We start from the raw sequence: 21,804 nt of genomic DNA, 5'->3' as shown, positions 1-21,804 counted from the left end.
CACTTGGTCACGTACAGGCGGGGAACTGCCGCATCCTGGTCGATGCGGCAGGAAATATCCGGTGCTTATTGGGCTTTGTTTTCTCCTTGATTGCCGTGGGAGAGGCTGAACACGTAAGCGGCGAGCAGCTGTACCTTGTCGTTACCGAGCAGTTCGTGCTGGGCTGGCATTTGGCCCTGGCGCCCGTGGCGGATGGTCTGCTGCAACTGTTCCAGGCTGCTGCCGTAGATAAATGCCGCCGGCTCGGTCAGATTCGGTGCGCCCATGGCTTGGGTACCCTGGCCGGTGGCGCCGTGGCAGGCCACGCAGGTGGTACTGAAGATCTTCTGGCCGGCCTGCACGTCGGCATCGCTGCCCGCGGCTAATGGCAGATGACCCAGTTCATGCCTGACATAGGCGGCGACATTCTTCACCCCGGCTTCACCGAGGATTTCGCCCCAGGCCGGCATGGCCGCGATCCGTCCACCCATGATGGTCTGCTTGATGGTGTCGGCACTACCGCCCCAGCGCCAGCTGTTGTCGGCGAGGTTCGGGAAGCCATAGGCACCCTTGGCATCCGAGCCGTGGCACACCGCGCAGTTGGAGGCGAACAGGCGCCCGCCCATTTTCAGCGCTTGTGGGTCCTTGGCCACTTCTTCCACGGGCATCGCCGCGAATTTGGCGAAGATCGGCCCGAACTTGGCATCGGCCTTGTCCATCTCCTTTTCCCACTCATGAACGCCGGTCCAGCCGTTCTCGTAGCCGGGCAGGATGCCTTTCCAGTTGCCGAGGCCGGGGTAGAGGATCAGGTAGCCGACGGCAAACACCAGGGTCCCGGCGAACAGCATGAACCACCACTGCGGCAGCGGATTGTCATACTCCTCGATGCCGTCGAAGCTGTGGCCCATGGTCTGGTCGACGCTGCCCTTGGTTTCACCCTTGCGCGTCCCGATCAGCAACCAGGTCAGGCCGATCAGGCTGCCGATGGTCAGTACGCAGATATACGCACTCCAGAAGGTGGTCATGGCCGGGTGCTCCTTGTTGCGGTGGGATCTTCAGGGGGGGCGGGAAGCGGTTCATCATCGGCGAACGGCAGCATGCAGGCCTCGGCGAACTCGGGTGCGCGCTTGGCGTTGAACACCCAGAGGGCGAGGCCGACGAAGGCGATAAAGACCACCAGGGTGCCGAGGCCGCGGATCATTCCGGTACTCATATCCATGACTCACCTCTTGCTCTTGATCGCAGTGCCGAGCACTTGCAGGTAGGCGACCAGGGCATCCATCTCGCTCTTGCCCTTGACGCTGGCCACGGCCCCGGCGATATCGTCGTCGGTATAGGGCACGCCGAGGGTACGCATGGCCCGCAGCTTGGTTTCGGTCAGGCTGCTGTCCAGCGGGTTGGCCACCAGCCAGGGGTAGGCCGGCATTTTCGACTCCGGTACCACGTTGCGCGGGTTGTACAGGTGCGCGCGGTGCCAGTCTTCCGAGTAGCGGCCGCCGACCCGGGCCAGGTCCGGTCCGGTGCGTTTGGAACCCCAAAGGAACGGGTGGTCCCAGACGCTTTCGCCGGCTACCGAGTAGTGCCCGTAGCGTTCGGTCTCGGCGCGGAACGGACGGATCATCTGCGAGTGGCAACCAACGCAGCCCTCGCGAATGTAGATATCGCGGCCTTCCAGCTGCAGCGCGGTGTAGGGCTTCATGCCCTCGACCGGCTTGTTGGTGACGTCCTGGAAGAACAGCGGGACGATCTGGGTCAGGCCGCCGATACTCACGGCCAGCACCATCAGCAGCATCAGCAGACCGACGTTCTTTTCAATTACTTCGTGTCTCATGGCGAACTCCTCAAACCGTCTGCGCGGCGGCGATCACGGCGGCGGGTTGTGCACCGCGCACGGTGCGCCAGGTGTTGTAGGCCATCAGCAGCATGCCGCTGAAGAAGATTGCCCCGCCGATCAGCCGGACGACGTAACCGGGGTGGCTGGCCACCAGGGTTTCGACGAAGGAGTAGGTCAGCGTGCCGTCCTCGTTGACCGCGCGCCACATCAGGCCCTGGGCGATGCCGTTGACCCACATCGAGGCGATGTAGAGCACGGTGCCGATGGTGGCGAGCCAGAAGTGCGCGTTGATCAGGCCGATGCTGTGCATCTGTGGGCGGCCGAAGATTTTCGGGATCATGTGGTACAGCGCGCCGATGGAGATCATCGCCACCCAACCGAGGGCCCCGGCGTGCACGTGGCCGATGGTCCAGTCGGTGTAGTGGGAGAGGGCGTTGACGGTCTTGATCGCCATCATCGGACCTTCGAAGGTCGACATGCCGTAGAACGCCAGCGATACCACCAGGAAGCGCAGGATCGGGTCGCTGCGCAACTTATGCCAGGCCCCCGAGAGGGTCATCATGCCGTTGATCATGCCGCCCCAGCTCGGTGCCAGGAGAATCAGCGACATCACCATGCCCAGCGACTGGGCCCAGTCCGGCAGGGCGGTGTAGTGCAGGTGGTGGGGACCGGCCCAGATATACAGGGTGATCAGCGCCCAGAAGTGCACGATCGACAGGCGATAGGAATACACCGGGCGCTCGGCCTGTTTCGGCACGAAGTAGTACATCATCCCGAGGAAACCGGCGGTCAGGAAGAAGCCCACGGCGTTGTGCCCGTACCACCACTGCACCATGGCGTCGGTGGCCCCGGCGTAGACCGAGTAGGACTTGGTCAGGCTGACCGGCAGTTCCAGGTTGTTGACGATATGCAGGATCGCCACGGTGATGATGAAGGCACCGAAGAACCAGTTACCGACATAGATGTGCTTGGTGGTGCGCTTCATCAGCGTACCGAAGAACACGATGGCGTAGGCAACCCAGACGATGGTGATCAGGATATCGATCGGCCATTCCAGTTCGGCGTATTCCTTGGAACTTGTGTAGCCCAGCGGCAGGCTGATGGCCGCCAGGAGGATCACCAGTTGCCAGCCCCAGAAGGTGAACGCCGCGATCTTCGGCGCAAACAGCTGGGTCTGGCAGGTGCGTTGCACCGAGTAGTAGGAACTGGCGAACAGTGCACAGCCACCGAACGCGAAAATCACCGCGTTGGTGTGTAACGGGCGCAGGCGGCCGAAGCTGGTCCACGGCAAGTTGAAGTTGAGTTCGGGCCAGACCAATTGGGCGGCGAGGAAAACCCCGAGCCCCATGCCGACGATGCCCCACACCACCGTCATAATGGCGAATTGGCGGACCACCTTGTAGTTGTAGGCGGTACTGATTGAAGTGTTCATGGTTCCCCATCCACGGTTCAGACCCGGCCGGCGCTCTTGCATTCGCGGGATCTGGAGTTATAGGCAGACTAAAAGCCAGCCAAGCATGGGCAAATAGCCAGCCGGTGGTATTGACGAAGGTCAATGGGGCGGGTGTGGGAGCGGTGCCTGCCCGCGAATAGGGCCGTGAGACCGCTAAAAGCTTCGCGGCGGTGCGGCGATCCGACAAGCACCGCTCCCACAGGATATGCGTTCAAGCCTCACGGCTGACGCAGGTTCCGGCTCAGCTCAGGCCCAGGCCATAAGCGCTGCTCAGATCGAACAGGATCGACTCCTTGCCGCTGGGCAGGTGCACGCTGTAGTACTTGATCGGTGGCACCTGGGTTGCACGGTCGGTGGACCAGGTCAGGCCGAAATCCCGCGAGGTGGTCGACTCCGCCTCCCGCGGGGTGTTTTCCAGCCATTCGCGCTGGACGCCCAGGGGCCAGCGGTTGCCATAGAGGCGATGGATCTGTGTGAATTCGGCGCGGGCCGGCAGCCGCCGTTGCCCGGCGTAGGCCTTGGCCTGCATGTTGGCGAACGTGCCCAGCCCCAGGGCATGGCAATGGATCACGCCGCTGACCGACAGGCTGTAGCTTTTCATCTGGCCGCCAGCATCGCTCACGCTGATGGTAGTACTGCCGTTGCCGCGCACCGTGACCAGGCCGGAGGCGTCGACCACGGCAATCGCCGGATTGCCCGAGGTGTAGGTATAACCGGGGGTCCCGCCGCTGGCCTGGCGCCGGGCCGAGGTGGTCGGGCCGAAGGCCGGCAACACCGCTGGGTGGCTGGGGATCAGGTAGATCTTGCCACTGAGGGTGAGCGGACGCTGGTCGAACACCAACTCGGGGTGCTCGCCGCCCGACAGTCGCAATTTGACCGTGATCGCTGCCGAACGCTCCGACAAGTTGCCCGCGCGATCGCGGATCCGGTAGGACACCGGCCAGTCGGCATCCGCGCCGAGTGAGGCGAGGAAGGCGCGGGGAAACTCGATGACGATGGTCTTGAGCTCCATGACCAGCATCCCCGGTCCCTCGACATCGCCCCAGAAGCTGGTCACCTGGTCGCCGACCGCGAAACCGTTGTAGCTGGCGATGGTGCCCGGCAGCACATTACCCAGTTGGGTCAGCTCCGCCGAGGTCAGGCCGTCGTTGATCTGGGGGGGGAAGGCCATGGCTGCGAGCAGCGGCTGGCCGGGTTTTTCGCGGTCGACCTCGATCAGGCTCGGGAACGAATCCGTCGAGGCCTGGCTGATGGTGTCGTACGCCCGGTACCTGAGTTCATGGCGGCCGTGGGTCAGTGCCTCGACGGGAATGTCCAGCGCCAGCGTGTCTCCGGGATTGTCGCCCGGACCGATGAACACTGGACTACCGAGCAGTTCCGTACCCCAGAGTAACTGGTAGGTTTCGTCGGTGGTGGGGTTGCTCCAGACCGGGAAGGTCACCGTGACGGGCGCGTCGAGGGCGCTGGCCGGCAACAGTCCATGACCGTCGTCCAGGGCCGCCTCGACCCTCGGTTTTTCCAGTTCCCGGGCGTCCGCGGGCAGGCCCCGGGCTTTTTTGCAGTCGCTGATCAGCGCGGGACCGATGCCCAGTCCGCTGGCCTCATAGATCAGGCCCAGGCCGGCGGTGATCTTGATATAGGGCCGGTCCGGCTCGACCACGTCCAGGGTCATATCCAGTACCGCATGCACCAATCCCAAGGTGCTTTTGGTCGTCGATGACCAGGTTTTCGGCTTGAGCGGCGACTGCAACGGCCAGCGCTTGCCGTAGGCCGCGCGGATGCTGATCAGTTCGTCCAGTGATGGAATATCCAGGCCTTTTTGCCGGGCCTTGCGCAGGGTTTCGTCTTGGCTGCCTTCGCCCAGGTTGTAGCACTGGACCACGCCGCTGACGCTGAGCGGATAGCTCTTGCGCTGCCCGGCCCGGTCGCTGACGCGGATCGTGGTCTGGCCATTGCCGCGCACGCTGACCTTGCCGCTGCTGTCGACCACGGCGATCCGCGGGTTGTCGCTGCTGTAGTAATAGCCGGGCACGCCGCCGCTGGCGGCGCGCTGGAGGGTTGTGCCTGGGCCGAAGAGCGGCAGTACCCGCGGGTGGCAGGGGATCAGGTAGATCTTGCCAGGCAGGCTGGCGGGGCTGCTGTCGAAGAGCAGTTCCGGCACGCGTTTGCGGGCCCTGACCGTCAGTGACAACCGCGGGAATGTCAGGGCGCCCGATTCATCGCTGCTGCCGTCGAAGGCGACCTTGAAGGTGAAGGTCAGGCCGCTCAGGTCCCTCAGTTGATCGAGCTGCGCCCGTGGGAGCAGGCCTTCGACAAGATCGGCGACCATGCTGACCTCCTCGGCGTTCCAGAGTGTGAAACTGTACGGACGGCCGTTGTCCAGGGTCCCCTCGATCCGGAGCCAGATCCGCTGTCCGACCTGGATATGCGGCCATTTCCTGACTTCGATGTGGGCCGCGCCAGCAAAGGTGTTGAGGTCCAGCAGGAGATTGTCCGGGGCCTCGCGAACGAAGGGTGGCTGCAGTTGTTCGTGGGCGATGGGCAGGATGTCCAGCGGCAGGACCTTCGAGGGTGCCGCGATACCCTGGCGGGTGACGCTATAGCCGACCTCGACACGCTTGCCGATATTGGCGCTGACCGCCGTAACCGGAACGGCAAAGTCGACGCTGCCCTCGGCGCTGCCGGGCTTGGCTTCGAGCATCGGCGTGCCATTGCCGGGCGTGCCCCGCCAGTAGGCCTGGATACTGTCGTGGGGCTCCATCGCATAGCTCACCCGGATCGTCGCGCCGGCGAGCGCCTCGTGGGGGAACAGTACGCTGTCATGGGCTTCCAGTACCTCCGGGCGCGGCAGATCCAGCGGGTTGGCGCTGACCGGCAGCAACAGCGGTTGCGAAATAATCGGCTCCGGGGCAAGGGTCTTGACGTTATAGCGCACCACGACCGAGCCTCCGGCCAGCCCACTGACCTGGTCGTCCGGGATCGTGAAGTCGATGTCCCGCTCGGTCTCGATGACCGCCTGGCTCTGTTCGTGCAGGACCTCCATGCCGCCGGCGGTGATGCCGAGCCAGATCAGGCTGACGGTCTGGCCCACGGCGCTGAACGAGTAGGGTTCGACCCGGGCAATGACGCCGGTTTGTGTCGGGTCGAGGACGTTGCCGTTCGCTTCGGCCACGGGGACCCGTGGCGGCTTGAGCATCAGGGCGCGACCGACGATCTGCAGCGACAGGCTCTTGGAGCGGCGTGACGGCTGGTTGGGCGCCTCGACATAGTAGTAGAACCGCGCCTGCCCCTGAATGATCAGGCGGAACTGTTCGTTCGGCACCTCGAAGGACACGAACGCATCGCTGTCGTTGCCGGGCTTGACCTCGCTATACGCGGGCAGCGTCGCGCCGAGGGCGGTTTCCCGTTCGACCAGCAGGCGCAGGGTCTGGGCGCTGCTCATGCCTTCATAACGCAGTACCAGGGTCTGCACGTCGGCGCCATTGAGGGCGTCCAGGTTCAACTGCATGCCCTGGGCTCGCGGGACCACCGGGGCGCGCAGGTCCGGATCGCCGATGGCGACTTCGACCAGGGCCGGGCGTGACCAGCGCGACCAGTTGTTGACCCCGTCGCGTATCTCATAGCGCACGAGGATCGCCTCGGAGTTGCCGGCCTCGCGGATAATCGCCGGATCGATCGGCACCAGCACTTCGTCGCTCGGTGCGCTCAAGGGCGGGTGTTGCACCAGGCGGCCATGCCAGGACACGACAATGCTATCGCCGGCGGCCATGTTCGCGTAGCGCTTGACCAGCACGCTGACCCCCTCGGGGTCTTCGATCACCCCGGGTGGTAGCACAACCGGCAGTTCGAGTTTGTCATTGATGGTCGGCGTCGCGGATTGGGTGTCGGGGTCGCCGGGTACGTCGAGCTTGATCCGCACCCGGGTCTCGGCGGTTTCCGGCGCTCCGCCGGGGAAGGGCGTGAGTACGTAGCGCACGGTCAGCTCTGCCGCCGACATGATCCAGCGGGTCGCGACCCGCAAGGTCAGATGGCTGGCGCCGGATTCGCCGCCTTGGGTATGGCTGGCGACGGGGTCCGGATGGCTGCCCCAATACAGGTCGACCCGATCCCTGGGTTTCAGGTCCAGCGGGGCAATCACCACGGGCAACGCTCGTTGCGGATCGATCACATCGGTGGCGCCGACGCCACCGATATTGAAACTGTTGATCAGCGGCGGTAGCAGGTCCCGCGTAGCCCGTGGGCGCCGATCAGCGACTGCTGTTGTCGGCGTCCAGCTGGCGTCGATCGGGCCGGGCTTGTGCCAGAACGTACTGGTTCGCAGCACGCTCAGCTTGCCCGCGCTGGCGACGGCATTGATCAGGCGGACATGGGGCGGGGTAATGCCGTTGCCGGTGGCGCTGTCCGGTTCGGCTGGCATGCACAAATCCCGTTGTGCGCTGGAATCCCTGGGCTGGTACTTGAGCAGCGCGCCTTCCTGGCTGGAGTAGTAGACGCCATTGAGGAAGAGATTGTCCGCCAGCAGGGTCCTGGTGACGAAGCAGATATCCTCGACGCAAAAGAAGTCGAAACAGGGCGTGTCGCCGATCTGGTAGCGGGCAGGGTCGAGCGGCCTGGCATAGTGGATGCTGTCGAGCGGGGTTTTCCCCAGGGTCAGCGCAAGGCGCTGTTGCTCCAGTTCCTGGGTCTTCAGGTCGGCCAGGGTGCGGGTGACCTTGATCGCCCGGCCATCGACGAAAGGCTCAAGGGTGACATAGCCGTCGGGGGCGGATGTCCGATAGATCGCGTCGACCAACAGCACGCCTCGACCTTGGCCGATTTGCTCATGGGTAAAACGCGCGGCATCGTCCGCATGGGCGAAAAACGGGCTGAGGGCATAAGGTCCGGCTTCACCCGGCGTGCCGTCGGCCGGGTCCCAGTTGGCGCTGACCGGACCCGTCTGCCGCCACAGCGTACCGGGTTGCAAGACACTCAGTTTGCCGCTCGCCGCCACGCGGCGAACATAGTCGCGGCCGGACAGCGAGCCGTTCTCCAGTTGCGCCTGGGTGTCGATACCGTCGTTGTGAAAGACGCTACCGCGCAGCACTTCGTCGGCATCCGGGACCAGCGCCACCTTGTAGCTGAACAAGGCCCCGTCGGCGCTCGACAGATAAATCCAGGTGTTGCTCTGGTGTCCCGGCACGATCGCCGTCTCGCGAGCGGTCTTGATCGCATGGGCGAAATCGCGCACCGAAATGAAATGCTGGTAGACCCTGTCGCCGGGCGGCGCCTCGCGCCGCGGGGCCGACACATAGAGGCCATCGGGGAGATAACCGGGAATCAGGCTGGGAATGGCGATGTCCGGCGCGAGTATCAGCGTTCGATCGAAGTCGGCGCTGGTAGCGAGGGTGGGGGCGGTCGCGACGTATTCTTTCTCGGTTCTCCGGAAAATGAAGCCGAAGCTGCGCTGGGTTCGCTGGTTGGTTTGCCCGAGCGCATGGCGCACGGCATCCGCCGCCGTCATGAACAGCGGGCTGAACGCGGGAGGCGCGGTGGCGATAAGCGCCTGGTCCGTCTCGACCAGCACCCCGCCGGCACTGTCGCGAATCGACAGCACTTTCCCGGTGTCGGTCCAGACATCGCGACCGCGGACCAGCACCCGCAGCTCAGCGGCTTTGACCAGGTCCCGGACGAATGTCAGCACAGCGCCCTTGTCGGCCTCCTGGCCACTCTTGAAGCGTTGCTCCGTGGGATTGTCCATCAGGTTCAGCGGGTCTGCCGATGACGGCGACAGGGCCTTGAACAGATCGATTTCGTTTGGGGAATGCTGGCTGGTATAGCGGATCAACGAGCCGTCCTGGGCGGAGAAATAGCGCAATGGAATCGAGCGTTCCTTGATCGCCCGATAGATATCCCAGGTCGGAAACAGGTTCAGGTAAAGCTGGCCTTCGGTTTCCGGCAGCGAGAAATCCAGGGTCCCCAGGCGGGAGCTATAGGTCCCGATAATCGTGTGATCCTCCAGGGGAAAACCATTCCTGATGGGGAAGATCAGCGTGTGGTCGAAGATTTCGGTGGCTGACGCCAGCGGCATCGTCGCGACAAACAGGCCGTCCGGGCGTTTCAGGATCACCCCGCCATAGACCTTGTCGTAGCGCCGGGGGATCTGTCCGTGGGCGTGGCGCGCCGCGTCGTCGGCGCTGGCGAAGAGCGGACCGAGGACGCGCCGGCGCAGCTGGCGATAGGCACGCCACTCGCTGCTGACCGGTCCTGCCGGGCCCCACAGTTCACTGGGTTGAAGCACGCTCAGTTCACCGCTGTCGGCCAGCGCGTGGATGAAATTCAGCGGGTCGAGGATGCCCTTGACCAGGCGTTCGCCATAGCTCGGATCGGAGCCGGCGAGCAGGGCTTTGTCGAAGGGGATGTCGCGTGACCGGTATTTCAACTGCGCCCCATCGCGGCTGCTCAGGTACAGAGGCAGGGCCGGAGCGCTCGGGGCCGGGCAATAAGCTTCGATCTGTTTGAGCGCCGCCAGCAGTTCATCAGGCAGAAAGAAGTTCCGGTACATCCAGACGTCTTTGCACGGGAAGCGTTGCGGATACAGCGCGGCGCTGTAGTAGAGGCCGGCAAGGCGGTAGCCCGCCGGCAATGCCAGTGAGCCATCGGCGTGTGTGGGCCAGCTTGGGGGGGCGGCAAACAGCGGTTCCCCGGCGCTCAGCGGTTCGCTGGCGGCGTAGCGGTTGTGGCTGTCGTTGATAATGAAGCCGATCCTCCGGTCGCGGTATTGGCCATTGATGCGTTCGTTGGCATACAGGGCAGCGGCGTCCGCGCTGTCGAACAGCGGGCCGAAGGCCGGCAGTGCCGGGGGCGAGGCTTTCCTTGGCGGGTAGGGCGCCCAATCGTCGGGCAGCCGGCCTGGCGGGCCCCAGTAGCTATCGCCGCGAACCACGTAGAGCGCGCCGGTTTTGGCCAGGGACTTGATGAACTCGCTCGGCAGCAACCGATCGAGGTCGCTGAGATCATTGCCCGGCAGCAGGCGCGGGATCAGCGCGTCTTCTTCGTCGGAGCCGCTGGGCATGTATTTGATGATGTTGGCATTGGTCATCAGCACATAAAACGCCCTGACCCCCCGCGTACGGGCGAGCAGGGTCGTGAGGACCTCGTCCGGGGTAATGCTTTTCAGCCGCAGGCGCGTCTCCTGTTCGGAGAGCGGCGCCGGCCTGTCGAGCAGTCCGGCTTTTTGCTCCTTGAGCGCCGACAGGCTGATATTGGAGCGGTACACGGCATGGAGCCGGTGTCCGGGGGGGAAACTGGCGATACCGGTTTCGGTGACAGGGTACAGGCTATCGCTATTGAAGCGGCGGTCGTTGCCGGTGGTTGGCAGCGTGGCGACAAAGGTCGCGTCCTCGCGCTGGAAGATCAACCCGCCGAACTCCTTGTCGGTGCCGCCCTGGATAAGTTGCTGGGCATGGCGGGCGGCGTCATCCGCGCCGAGGAAGGCCGGACCCAGTCCCGCAAGCACGGCGTCGGCGAACGCTGTCCAGCGGATCGGGTCGACCAGGCCCAGGCGATTCCACAGGTAGCTGCCGTGCAGCACTCGCAACTGGCCGGCGGCGGCAAGTGTGCGGACCCATTGGTTGGGCGGCAGTGCACCGCTCAACAGTTGCTCGCGAGCATGCCCGGCCCGTGCCTGCCAGTCTGCTCCTGAGGGCAGCAACGCCAGCTCCAGTTCGCTGTCCTCGGCGCGATAGATCAGCAGCGCCCCGTCGGGGCAACCGAAGAACAGCGGCGGTGGCTGCGCGCCAGGCATCGAGGGGCGTGCGCGACGGGCATGATGGAGCCCGGCGAACAGGTCGTAGGGGCTGAAAAAGTTTTCGTACAGCCAGCTCTCCCGGGGGGGCAGTTGTTCTTGGGCGGTCTCGGCCTGGCAGTAGAGGCCGGCGAGGATGAAGCCTTCGGGCAATTGCAGGACGCCGAGGGCGTCCCGGCCGAAGACCGGGTCCGGGTCAAAGGGCGCCGTGGCGTCGGACAGCGCTTGCGTCGCGATGAACTCGGTTTTTTGCGCATGCTTGAGGATAAACCACGACTGTCGCTTCAAACCTTTGAAAGCGGCCTGGCCGTGGGCATACTTGACGGCTTCGTCGAGACTGGCGAAGGCGCGGCTGAGCCGCGGCGCAGCCACCCTGGGGGGAACCGGCGCGACCGGACGATCCGCTGGAAGGTGACTGGCGCGAGGTTGTTCGGCGTGGGTGAGGGCGTCTTGAGGCATGGCAATACTCGTCTGAAAATGGACAGGGGAGCGTCCCGTGTCGGCGCCGCCGGCCTTGCAGTGTCTGGGCCGGCAGATAAGGTGTTTTCATTTTCAGGAAAAGCGGCGCAGCGATGCGTTACATATCTAGGCTGCCGGCGCGCGCCACGGCGGACGTTGTCGGTGCGAACAATGAGATGAGAAGCGACATGTCGACCCTGCAAGCAACCCATTCCCAGGCCACCCTGGCCGTGGATCCGGGCTATCTGTACAACGCCGCCGGGGAGGCGGGGGCCCTCGCCACGCTGATCCTCGCCCACGGTGCCGGTGCGCCGATGGACAGTGATTTCATGAACGCCATGGCCGAACGCCTGGCTACGCTCGGCATTGCCGTGCTGCGTTTCGAGTTTCCCTATATGGCGCAACGGCGCCTGGACGGCGGCAAGCGTCCGCCGAACCCGCAGGCACGCTTGCTGGAGCGTTGGCGCGAGGTGTACGAAGGTGTGCGGCGCGAGGTCCGGGGACCGTTGTTGATTGGCGGCAAGTCGATGGGCGGGCGCATGGCCAGCTTGTTGGCCGACGAGCTCGGGGCGCAGGGCTTGGTGTGCCTGGGCTATCCGTTCTACGCGGCGGGCAAACCGGAAAAACCACGGGTGGCGCATCTGGCGGAGATCGCCACGCCGACCCTGATCGTGCAGGGCGAACGCGATGCGCTGGGCAATCGGCAGACGGTGTCGGGTTATACGTTGTCGCCACAGGTCCGGGTAAGCTGGCTGGTGGCGGCCGATCACGATCTCAAGCCGCTGAAGGCCAGCGGTTTCAGCCATGCGCAGCATCTGGACACGGCGGCGCGGCAAATCCACGACTTTATCCAGCGTCAGATGGTGTAAAACGCCGCTTGCCTGGTTCAGGGCAACCGGCGTGGGTGGTTTCAGCGCCTGTCGAGACTGACCACAATCTCGCTGGCGGGTGAACGCTTCGACCAGTTGCCGACCACGTCGCGGATCTCATGGCGCACTGGCAGGGCACTGGCATTGCCGACGGCTTCGATGATCGGCGCCGGGATCGGGACTATCACTTCCTGGTCGACTTGCGTCGCGCTCAAGGCCGGGTGGTCGATGTTCCGCTCCCCCCAGATAACGCTGATCCGATCGCCTTCACTCATGTGCTCGTACGGCGCGACGATGACGTGCACCCCTCGCGGATCGACGATCACGCCGGCGGGCTGTACCTGTGGTTGGCGCAGGGCTTCGTTCTCATAGGGCGTCGCCGGATCGATATCGATACCGCCGGGGCGCTCCAGTTTTACCCGGATAAAGGTGGTATCGGAGTCTTCGCTGCCGCCGCCGGGAAACGGCGTGAAGTGATAGTGCACCGGCAGCGGGTCCTTGGCCGATTCAAGCCGGCGGGTCTCGACGAACAGGGTGACGAAACCGTTGTCGGGCGGTGCGTCCAGGGGATGTTCGTAGCTGACGATCGGTTCGGCAACATTTCCCCAGTACAGGTCGATACGATCCCGCGGCTTGAGATTCAACGGCCCGACCAGTACGGCCAGGGGCTTTTGCGGGTTTTCGACATCGATGGCACCGACACCGGCGGGGTGGGCGCTGAGGACCTGGGGGCGATCCAGGTTTCGTGGCCGGATGGAGTTGGACATGATAAGGCTCCAGGAGAAAAGGGCGGGGTCACTGGCGAACGGCTGGCGGACAGACGCCGGCCACGCGCATATCGACATAGGCGCTCTGGCGTTTCGAACGACCGGTTCCGCTCAGGCTGTCGACGCTGAACGTGGCTTCGGCGTGGCCGTAGCAGGTGGCGTCCAGCACCCTTCGCGGGATCCGCAGGTCGTAGCCGTCGCGGGTTTGTTGCTCGGTCAGGGGATCGGAGGTGTGCGGCCACTGGTTTTTTGGATTGCCGCCAATCAGTTGGTCGAAACCTTCGTAGAGGAAATGGATGACATCGCCCTGCTTGATATTCACGTAGGGGGCGATATGCAACGGGGCGCCGTCCTGGCCGTTGAGTGTATTGATCGCGCCATGCTCGTTCAGTGCGGTGAACACTGGTGCATCCGGCCCGGCTGGCCCGCCTGGCAGTTCATCGCGGGAGCGGACGATGATGCCTTGTTCCGGCGATCTCGAAGTATTCGGATTACCGGCCTGGTTGACGCTGTAGCGCACGCGGATATCGGCGCCGGTGCCCACCGGCCGGAAACGGCTGTTGGGGACGGCCCGGTGGAGGTCGCGGGCGGCGGCGACGTCATCGGCACTGATGCGATAGGGCGGTTCGAACATCGCTTGCCCACCCCAGAACAGCTGGATGAGCTGGCCTTCGGCGAAGCCGGGATTCCAGGCGATGATGGCGCTGGCGTCCCGTTCGAAATCGTTCTCGTCGATCAGGTTGTCCACTGCCTCGGGCGAGGCGCCGCGGATGACTGGCCGCCTTAGCTCGCCGGGCACCGGTAACCTGGCCCTGACAACGATATCCAGCGGCAACGAATAGCCGATGACATGACCGTCGCGGCTGAGCTCGTAGCTCAGGCGGATGGCGCCGTCGCCGGCCTGTTCGATGGTGCCCTGGTCCACAGGGATGCGTAGGACGATCGGTTGACCGATGGACTCCGGTTCGAAGGGACCCAGGGCCACGTCGCCCCAACGCAGGAGGATCGGGTCGCCGTCTTCGAGCAGATTCGAGCTGGGGATCCACACCTCGACACCGGCCTGTGCCTGTTCGTCGGTAATCGGCTCGACATAACCGTCGAGGATTGGCGCGGGGAGGTCGGTCACCGGTTCGTTGAGCAGTAGCAGGAGGTCGGTGCTGGTCGAGTCCTGGGAGACATTTTCGGCCCGGTCGGTGACGGTGTAGAACACCGGCCCGTTGAAATCTCCCAGCGACTCGAGAAAGGCACGGGAAAACTCAATGATCAGTTGCCGCGGCTCCATGTCATGCTCTTCGACCTCGCCACCGGGACCTTCGGTGTCGCCCCAGAAAGTCCTGATCCGATCGCCGATGGCGAAGCCGCTGTAGCCGTGGATGGTGCCGGGCAGTACATCACCCAGTTGCGTCAACTCTTCCGAGGTCAGGCCGCCGTTGACCGCCGGGGGGAAATCAAGGGGGGCGAGGGTGGTGGGATAACCGGGGGCGGTGGTGTCGATTTCGAGGGGGGCGGGGAAGGAGTCGGTGGATTCTTCGCTGAAAGTATCGGTGACGCGATAGGCCAGTTGGTATTTACCCTCGATCAGCGCATCGAGGGGGATATGCAGTTCCAATGGATCGCCGGGCCTGTGCTCGGGTTTGATCGCTTGGCTATTGCCGATAGGCACTTCGTTCCAGAGTAATTGGTAAGTTTCGCTGGTTGAAGGATTGTCCCAGACCTTGAAGGTGACAAGGACCGGGGTGTTCAGTGCACTGATGGGTAATAAGCCATCTTCGAAGGCGGCGGGAACTTCCGGTTTATTGAAAATAGGCGTGCGGGTAGTTGTCAGGGGCATCATATTTTCCTTGTTGGAATGCGGCCTTGTGGAGAAGGCCGCGGACACACTGAGGCACTTGATAAGCATTCACTTATAAAGGGCTTGTCGGGTTTTCAGATGGATGTAACTTTGCAGCGTCAGCTGCAGCCGACACCGGGCTTGTTCATGCTGACCGGTGCCGAGCCCATCAATGAGTTGGCCGGTTCCTGGTTATGTTCAGGCCGCGGTTCGACCCGATAGGTAACTTCTGCATAGCCTTTGCAGATGCTGATCAAGTTGGCCAGCGGAATCAGGAAGGTCAGGCCGGTGTCGATATTGGTCGGGTTGATGGTGTCGGTCTTTTCATAGCGGGCCGCCGGGATCGGGGTGCCATCCAGCTCGAACCCTTCGAAGGTCAGGGCAATGTCGTGGTAGAGGCGGATATTGTCATAAGGCCTGACCAGTACCGGCGTGCCGTCCGGGCTCAGGCTCGGAATGACATGGCCGGCGTCGGACAGGCGGGTAAACACCGGTTCCAGAAGGCCGAGATCGCCGCCGGGTTGTTCCATTTTCGAGCGAACCACCACCGCCTGGGTCGGTGCCAGTGCCGGGTTGGGGTTGCTGTCGCGGGTGACGGTGTAGGTCACCGGGATCGCGGCACCCGTACCCTCGGCCTTGATCACCGTATTGCCTACCTCGATGTCGAAATCGACGCCGGCATTGAAGTCGGCCTGGGTGATCTGATACCACTGCGGCACCTGCTGCTGGCCCCAGTGCAGGTTGATGTAGTCGTCGACCCGCAGTCCGTTGACCCAGCGGAAGATGGCCCGCGCATCCAGTTCGTAGTCGTCCGGGTCGATGAAGTTGTCGTCGCGGTTGGGGTTGTCGCTGGTGCCCTGGATCGTCAGCGGTTGCAGGCGTTCCTCCGGCACCGGCAGGGTCAGGTAGACAGCCACCGGCAGGACCAGCGAGGTACCCTTCAGTTCGCCATTGCGGCGCACTTCATAGTGGACGTTGACCGTGGCTTCGGGGAAGCGGTTGATGATGTCGAATTGCAGGACCGGAGAAAGAATCGGATCCTGGTCTTCTTCGCCATCCTGGATCGGAATGGCCGGCAACGGGTTGCTGTCGCCCCAATACAGCGTGACCAGGTCGCCGGGCAGGGCGCCGATGTAATGAGGGATGGCGACGGTGACACCGGCCTTGGCGTCGTTGTAATCGATCAACCCACCCTGTGCCGGGCTGGCCTGTTCGACGATCGGCCGCGGCAAGTCGTTGGGGATCTCGGCCAGCAGCAAGCGGATCTGCCGTGCCAGGGAGCGCGGCGAGACGTTGGTGGCGCGGTCGGTGATGATATAGGTCACATCCGTCAGGGCGTTGCCGACCTGGGACTCGACGCTTTCAAGAAAGGCGCGACTGAATGAAATCGGCACTTCTTCCAACTCGATATCGTTCATCTGCACGGTAGCCGTGGGACCCGGGATATCGCCCCAGAACGTCTCGATGAAATCACCCTGGGCCATGGTGCTGTAGCTGCTCACGATGACATCGAGGGAATCGCCCAGCGCGGTCAGTTCCGCCGAGGTCAGGCCGTCATCGACCTCTTTGGGGAAGGCCATCGGGCCATGGCTCGGCAGGCCGGGACGGGTGGTATCGATCTCGATCAGGCGGTTGAGCGAGTCGGTTGTCTCCTCGCTGGCTTTGTCGTAGATCTGGTAGCTGAGTTTATATTTCTTATCGGTTGGGTTCTCCTGATCATTCTTTTCAACCAACAGTTCCACGGGAATATGCAGGCTCAGATAGCGCTCCGGGTTATCCAGGTCGTCCTGTTCGACATCGACGGGAGTACCAATTTCATCGCCATCCCAGAGCAATTGATAAGTTTGTTCGATGCTGGCGTCATCCCATAAACGGAACGTCACCTGAAGTGGCGCTTCAAGTGCGCTCAGTGGCAGTAAACCGTCTGGAAAGGCAAGATCCACATCGGGTGGCGGTGGGTTCTGGTGGGTGACACGAGTGTAATTGTTTTGCGTGAGAATAAGGCGGTTTTTGCTCTTGCACATGGTTCTATTCCTGGTTGAAGAACACTGTAAATAGCGGGTAACCGATGCTGTCGGATATTGATAGGTTAGTGCCGCGTCATGTCAGATTTGTTCGATAGGTGTTTTCCTATCTGGGGCTCACGTAATAGAAGTGACTTATAGGTGTCAAGCGTTGTTGTCGGTTTTTTTGGGAAGTTTGCTTGTGTGAAGATGCGAATTTTCTGTGAGTAATAGCCTTGCGTTATTTAGGAAGATTCCTACTTTTTTGACGGCCTTTTTGAATATTAAATCGGGGGTCCCGCTCATCAAACTATGACTTCTTGTTGTTTGGTGGAGAGGAAGTAATGTTGCACACGACTTATCGACTGACCCCGTTCTGTTATCGATATAAGGGGCTTGGAAAAATCGCCTGCCTGATGGGGGCGGTGCTGGGGGCCGAGTCGAGCCTGGCGCAAGACCGGGATCAGGCTGTCCTGGGCAATGAAACCCAGGAGACAGTGAGCAACCGCTGGGAAACGGTTACGGCCGAGAGCGCGATCACTTCATGGCAGGTGATCAATAAAGGCGTGTTGGAAATTGTCGAGGGGGGCGTCGCTGCTCGTGTCCGGGCCGACGGCTCCAACTCCTGGGTGATCGTCAATGGTGGCCGGGTCACCGAAGGGATTCACCTGGGGGCGGCAAGGGCTGTTCTCGACAATGCCGATATCCGCAACGATACCGGGACCGCACTCGTGCTGAGCACCGTGACTTCGGCGGGTACGACCACCGCCGCCAGGGCGGATATCCAGGGCAGTACGCTATCCGGGGCCGGGGTAGGGATTGCGGTGGCCGCGCTGGGGCGACTCAGCCTCGACAATACCCGGGTGTTCGGCAGCGACTTCGGCGGGGTGGGGGGCGTGGGGATCCGCTTGCTCGGCGCCACTCTGAACATGACCAACAACAGCTATGTCCAGGGTGATTCAATCGGCATGCAACTCGATGGTCGAACCGCCGCGCCGGGCGGGCCGATCATCCCCCGGGAAGCCAACATCGTGGTCGACAATTCGACGATAGAAGGCCTGACCGGCCCGGCCATCTCGGCGGAGCAGGCTACGAATGCGCGAATCACGCTGCAGAACGGTGCGAGCCTGCTGGCCGGCAACGGCATCTTGCTGGACGTTTCGGGTGCCAGCACCATTGGGTTTACCGCTGATAGCAGCTTGTTGCGCGGCGACCTGGTGGCCGACGACAGCAGCACCCTGGATGTCACCCTGCAAAACGGTGCGCGGCTGTTCGGCAACCTGGTCAACACCAACAGCGTGGCGATCAACAGTCGGGCGAACTGGACGCTGACCGGCGATGCCGAGGTCAAGTCGCTGTCCATGGACGGTGGCAGCGTGACCCTGGGTTCGGCCGAGCAGTTCTATACCTTGTCCTTGGGCGAGTTGTCCGGCACTGGCATGTTCAATATGCACGTCAACCTGCTGGACAACACGGGCGACCGCCTGGATATCAACGGCGAGGCCCACGGCAACTTCCTGCTGAATGTGCAGAACACCGGGTTGGAACCCAACTCCCCGGAGATCAAGCCCTTGCATGTGGTGCATACCGAGGGCGGCGATGCGCTGTTCGAGGTGGTCGGCGGCAGCGTCGACCTGGGGGCCTACTCCTATCAGTTGGAAAAGCAGGGCGACGACTGGTTTATCGTCGGTGCCGGCAAGACCATCAGTCCCTCGACCGAGGCATCGCTGGCGCTGTTCAGTGTCGGGCCGACGATCTGGTACGGCGAACTGGCCACCTTGCGCAGCCGCCTGGGTGAAGTCCGCACCAGTGGCGAGGGCGGTGGCTGGATCCGCAGCTACGGCAACCAGTACAACGTCACCGCCGCAGCGGGGTTCGGTTACAAGCAGCGCCAGCAAGGCTTGTCTTTCGGGGTCGACCTGCCCGTGCCGGTCAGCGATGGACAGTTGATGGTCGGGGTCATGGCCGGGCATAGCCGTTCCGACCTGAGCCTGAGTCGCGGCACCTCCGCCACGGTGGACAGCTACTCCCTCGGCGCCTACGGTACCTGGCTGCGGGAGGATGGCTACTACCTCGATGGGGTGCTCAAGTTGAACCGTTTCGATAACCAGGCCGATGTCTCGATGACCAATGGCACCCAGGCCAAAGGCGACTACGACAACTTCGCCTATGGCGGCTCGCTGGAGTTCGGCAAGCACATCAAGTTGCGTGAGGATGTCTTTGTCGAACCTTACACGCAGCTGTCTTCGGTCCTGGTCAAGGGCAGCAACTACCAGCTGGACAACGGCCTGCGGGCGGATAACGGCCGCACCGTCTCCGTGCTCGGCAAGGCCGGCGCGACCCTGGGGCGCAACCTCGAACTGCCCGATGGCGGGTTGTTGCAGCCGTATCTGCGGGTGGCCATGGCCCATGAGTTTTCCCGTAACGACAATACGGTGAAGGTCAACGGTATCGCCTTCGACAACAGCCTGTACGGTAGCCGTGGCGAACTGGGCGTCGGGGTTTCCGCGGCGCTGTCGAAGGACCTGCAACTGCACGCTGACTTCGACTATATGAAGGGCGAGCACATCGAGCAGCCCTGGGGTGTCAATCTCGGCCTGCGCTACGCCTTCTGATCCCGGCCAGCATGGCTGAGCGCCGCTGCCCGAAGCCCTCGACGACGGATCGTCGAGGGTTTTTTCATCGCGGACGTTCAACGCGCCATGACGCTCGCGCGTGATGAGATATAGACATCGGCGGGCAATGAAGTGACCCGTCCCAGCTCGCTGATCACCTCATAGCGCGCGCGACCACGACCGTGCTCGATGGCCATCAGGCGCGCCAGTGGCACCCGCAACCGGCAGCCGTTGCGCAGTTCGTGCTCGCCGACCAGGCGTTCGGCGCTGAAGCTCGCGGCCTCGATCTCGTTGCCTCCGGTCAGCGCGTCAAAACCGCAGAAGCGCAGGACGATGCGGTCGCCGAGTTTCATGTTGCGATAGGGGCTGACCAGCACCACCGTGCCCTCGGGATCCTTGCGCGGGTCCACTACATTCAGCACGCTGGCCGCGGTGAACACCGGCTCCATCAGGCCGCCCGAGCCGCCCGGCAACTGCATCTGGAAGATCACCGCGACCGATTGCCTGGGCGAGTAGGAGGTGTTCGGATTGCCTTCCCGGGTCACGGTGTACTGCACGCCGATATCGACGCCGCAGCCTTGCTCGGTAATCAGGCTGTTGGGCACGTTGATCACCAGATAGCAGGCGGCCTCGACATCGCGCGGGGTAATCGGGCGTACCAGTGGCCGGCTGGCTTGGCCCCAGAACAGGTTGATCCGGTCGCCGGCCTGGAACGCCTTGCGCCAGGCGATGACCGCGTCGGCCGAGAGTTGCGCGTTGTCTTCATCGAGATAGTTGTCCAGCCGCCGGCCATGCGGATTCTTGCCCTTGATCACCGGCGCGGCCAGGGCCTCGTTGACCATCGTCTGCGGGGTCGGGTCCCGCGGGCCGGGCAACTGCAAAAAAACCTCGAGTTCCAGGTCCGCCGAGGTAAACACCTCGCCATTGCGGCGCACCTGGTAGTTCACCCGGGCCGGGCCGTCGCCGTGGCGGGAAATCACCAGATAACGCGCCATGACGTTCAGCAGCAGGGGCTTGCCCAGTTCGTGGGCGCTGATGACCCGCCGGGCGGCGGCCCGTTCGCCGTTCCACAGCACGCAGATTTCGTCACCGATGGCGACATGGGTGTAGGTGGGCACCGCGATCTTCACGCCGACGCGGGCCTGGGCATCGTGCACCTGGCCATTGTCGAGTTGCGGGGCCAGGGGCGCTTGCAGGTTGGCCGGTGCTTGCTGCAACTGCAACTTGAGTATCACCGCTTGCGAGCGCACGGAGGTATTGCCGGCGCGATCGCGGATGCTGTAGCTGAGGGCGAACTCACCGTTGCCCAGCTGTTCGAGGAAACTCCGATCGACGCTGAGTTGGACCTTATCGCTACCGGGTTGATCGGCTTTTACGCTATGGGTAGGGCCGGCCAGTTCGCCCCAGTAACTTTGAATAACATCGCCCCACTGCATGTCGAAGTAGCCGGGGACGGTGACAGTGAGTTGGTTGTCCAGGGCCACGAGTTCATTATTACCCAGGCCGTCGAGAGCGATGCTCGGGAGGATAAGCGCGGCGAGAAGAGTGCCGCCGGGCGGGCTGCGATCAATGATAAGGGACGTGGTTTGCGACATATGGGCGATGCCGTCCGGGCTTCTGATTATCTGGTAGCCAAGCTGATAAGTGCCCTCGACGGCAAGTGTGGCAAGCGGGATATGCGAATACAGGATATCACCGGGTTGCAGCGGGGGAACCAGTTTAATGGGCTCGCCGATCAAGGCGTTATTCCAGGTGAGTTGATAACGATCATCGGGTCTTGCATTCGGCCAGAGCGGCAAGGAGACCGAGAGCGGCGTGTCCAGTTCGCTGACGGGTAGCAGCCCATCCTCCGGGGCGGCTTGCTCGACACGGGGGGCGATAAGGTCCTCTTTCATGAAGCGAGACTGTAGGGTGTTTACTAGATCCATCATAAGGATAGTCCTGCTATCTAATTGAGTGTTGTCAGGTCGTTTCACGGTCGAACGCGTTACCGGTTATTGTGAGTGTTTTGCGTCGGCACGTGCAGTTCTGGCAAATAAGGCATGAAAGTCTCAAGTGGGTAGTAACTATCTATGCGATGTCATGCCAGGGCTTTAACGAATAGTAACTGCCAGGGCTTGTCAAGAGTTTTGCGCGGTTGAGTTTGCTGGCGGTATATCGTGTCAGCTGAAGGTTTATAAGTTTTGGGAAGTTTCTTACTTTGCAAGCAGA

General features: G+C 62.9%; 11 protein-coding genes. 2 read left to right on the top strand and 9 right to left on the bottom strand.

Translation table 11 applies throughout. The features are described 5' to 3' along the window. Nucleotides 1-65 precede the first annotated feature (65 nt). The 5 genes from ccoP to M5B96_RS10640 all read right to left on the bottom strand — a co-directional run bounded on the left by ccoP (nt 66) and on the right by M5B96_RS10640 (nt 11,508). On the bottom strand, nt 66-1,004 hold the full coding sequence (ccoP, locus tag M5B96_RS10660) for a cytochrome-c oxidase, cbb3-type subunit III (RefSeq protein ID WP_248796677.1): 939 nt from the start codon (nt 1,002-1,004) through the stop codon (nt 66-68). Further along, nucleotides 1,001-1,198 carry a cbb3-type cytochrome oxidase subunit 3 gene (locus M5B96_RS10655; protein WP_248796676.1) on the bottom strand — a complete coding sequence of 66 codons (198 nt, stop codon included), beginning with the start codon at nt 1,196-1,198 and terminating at the stop codon, nt 1,001-1,003. The genes ccoP and M5B96_RS10655 overlap by 4 nt, the downstream gene beginning before the upstream one ends. Before the next feature lie 3 nt (nt 1,199-1,201). Next, nucleotides 1,202-1,810, bottom strand: a complete 609-nt coding sequence (gene ccoO / locus M5B96_RS10650) for a cytochrome-c oxidase, cbb3-type subunit II (protein WP_248796675.1) — start codon at nt 1,808-1,810, stop codon at nt 1,202-1,204. 10 nt (nt 1,811-1,820) lie between these two features. Further along, nucleotides 1,821-3,245, bottom strand: a complete 1,425-nt coding sequence (ccoN, locus tag M5B96_RS10645) for a cytochrome-c oxidase, cbb3-type subunit I (RefSeq protein ID WP_248796674.1) — start codon at nt 3,243-3,245, stop codon at nt 1,821-1,823. A gap of 262 nt (nt 3,246-3,507) precedes the next feature. Next, complete coding sequence (locus M5B96_RS10640; RefSeq protein WP_248796673.1) at nt 3,508-11,508, bottom strand: Ig-like domain-containing protein; 8,001 nt, start codon at nt 11,506-11,508, stop codon at nt 3,508-3,510. Between the two features lie 188 nt (nt 11,509-11,696). On the opposite strand from M5B96_RS10640, the gene M5B96_RS10635 reads away from it, so the two are divergent. Then, complete coding sequence (locus M5B96_RS10635) at nt 11,697-12,377, top strand: alpha/beta family hydrolase (RefSeq protein WP_248796672.1); 681 nt, start codon at nt 11,697-11,699, stop codon at nt 12,375-12,377. Nucleotides 12,378-12,418: 41 nt separating this feature from the next. Here the strand turns inward: M5B96_RS10635 and M5B96_RS10630 are convergent, their stop codons facing one another. From M5B96_RS10630 to M5B96_RS10620, 3 genes are all read right to left on the bottom strand, one after another. After that, complete coding sequence (locus tag M5B96_RS10630) at nt 12,419-13,144, bottom strand: hypothetical protein (protein ID WP_248796671.1); 726 nt, start codon at nt 13,142-13,144, stop codon at nt 12,419-12,421. Nucleotides 13,145-13,172: 28 nt separating this feature from the next. Continuing rightward, nucleotides 13,173-14,975 carry an addiction module component gene (locus tag M5B96_RS10625; RefSeq protein ID WP_248796670.1) on the bottom strand — a complete coding sequence of 601 codons (1,803 nt, stop codon included), beginning with the start codon at nt 14,973-14,975 and terminating at the stop codon, nt 13,173-13,175. 119 nt (nt 14,976-15,094) lie between these two features. Further along, nucleotides 15,095-16,858 carry a hypothetical protein gene (locus tag M5B96_RS10620; RefSeq protein ID WP_248796669.1) on the bottom strand — a complete coding sequence of 588 codons (1,764 nt, stop codon included), beginning with the start codon at nt 16,856-16,858 and terminating at the stop codon, nt 15,095-15,097. Between the two features lie 464 nt (nt 16,859-17,322). Here M5B96_RS10620 and M5B96_RS10615 point away from each other — a divergent pair, with 464 nt between their 5' ends. After that, entirely contained in the window at nt 17,323-19,593 is a 2,271-nt protein-coding gene (locus M5B96_RS10615) for an autotransporter outer membrane beta-barrel domain-containing protein (protein ID WP_248796668.1), read from the top strand. Between the two features lie 77 nt (nt 19,594-19,670). Here M5B96_RS10615 and M5B96_RS10610 read toward each other — a convergent pair whose 3' ends face one another. Next, nucleotides 19,671-21,488: a hypothetical protein gene (locus M5B96_RS10610; RefSeq protein ID WP_248796667.1), complete on the bottom strand. Its 1,818-nt coding sequence runs from the start codon at nt 21,486-21,488 to the stop codon at nt 19,671-19,673. Between the last annotated feature and the right edge of the window lie 316 nt (nt 21,489-21,804).

Origin of the sequence: Pseudomonas sp. MWU13-2105 (assembly GCF_023242315.1) — a bacterium.
GTDB lineage: Bacteria > Pseudomonadota > Gammaproteobacteria > Pseudomonadales > Pseudomonadaceae > Aquipseudomonas.
Note: the sequence above shows the minus strand (reverse complement) of the source record. Positions and strands in the feature narration are given on the sequence as shown.